1 protein-coding gene is annotated in these 1,097 nt (G+C 62.8%); it reads right to left on the bottom strand.

Annotated elements, in window-relative coordinates:
- Nucleotides 1-92: 92 nt before the first annotated feature.
- The gene (locus tag CHB64_RS14995; protein WP_089413439.1) at nucleotides 93-1,028 is read right to left on the bottom strand and encodes a serine hydrolase domain-containing protein; all 936 of its coding nucleotides are present in this window, start codon (nucleotides 1,026-1,028) and stop codon (nucleotides 93-95) included.
- Nucleotides 1,029-1,097: the final 69 nt, after the last annotated feature.

The raw sequence follows: 1,097 nt of genomic DNA, 5'->3' as shown, positions 1-1,097 counted from the left end.
GCCTGCGCTGTGTGGAGGCTACAGCCGGATCGGCCTTCCCTCGGAGCCAATCCCATGGTTACATAAAGAATGGCTGCGCCATCGGGGTTTCGTCAGCGGTAGAACGCCTGCATGGCCGCGCCGAGGATATAAGTGTCCGACGTGTGATAGACCCAAACCGTTCCCGGCGTAGCCTTGCGCGGAAACTGCGTGCAGGCGCGGCCGATCCGACCGGCGTGGGTCGTCTCAAGGAAGAAGTCCGTCATGGCCGCCGAGCCTTCGTCCCGGAAATAGGTCGCGAAGCGATAATTGCCCGTCGCCATGTCGAGCGCGTTTTCGAGCGTCACGTCGGACCAGTCGCCGTCCGCCGCACATTCGGGGACATACAGCGAGATCACGTCCTGCATGACGCCAGGATAAAGCTTTTCGAGCCGCATCAGCCCCACTCCGGCGAAGACCGACTTCGCCGTCGAGTAGGAAGGCAGATCCATCGCGTCGCAATAAGGATAGGCGCCGGCGCGCGTCTCGCATCCGCCGACATAATGCACGCCGTTGATGATGAAGCCGTAGGCGGACATGTGGGCCGGCGTCACCTCGGCGGGCGATCCGAACTTGGCCGGGTCCGCCCCCGGATAATCGACCGCGAGATCGCCGATCGGTTTCGTCGGCATGCGCCCGGCGACCTCGGCCTGATAGGCGGCCTTCACGGCCGCGGCGTCGGTCATCGCGCCCGGCGAATAATTCGCCGGAATTAGCCCCCAAAGGTCGAACTTGAAATAAAGGCAGGTCTCGCCGGCGATCTGATAGGCGACGTCCGAAACCTGTCCGCCATCCGTAAACAGGAACGTCATCGCGCCGTTATGAGTGCAGTTGGCGTTCTTCTCTTGCAGCGAGAAGGGAAAGGAGACGCGCGTGTAGCCGTTGTCGCCCGGTTCGTCCCACGCCTCGCCGGGCCCGATGATATATTCCCAATTTGGATGGCTGCTCGGCTGCGCGCCGCGCTGCACCGGGATGAAGTCCCCGTGACGAAACCCCGATGGCGCAGCCATTCTTTATGTAACCATGGGATTGGCTCCGAGGGAAGGCCGATCCGGCTGTAGCCTCCACACAGCGCAGGC

The organism is Amphiplicatus metriothermophilus, from assembly GCF_900199215.1.
Lineage (GTDB): Bacteria > Pseudomonadota > Alphaproteobacteria > Caulobacterales > Parvularculaceae > Amphiplicatus > Amphiplicatus metriothermophilus.
Note: the sequence above shows the minus strand (reverse complement) of the source record. Positions and strands in the feature narration are given on the sequence as shown.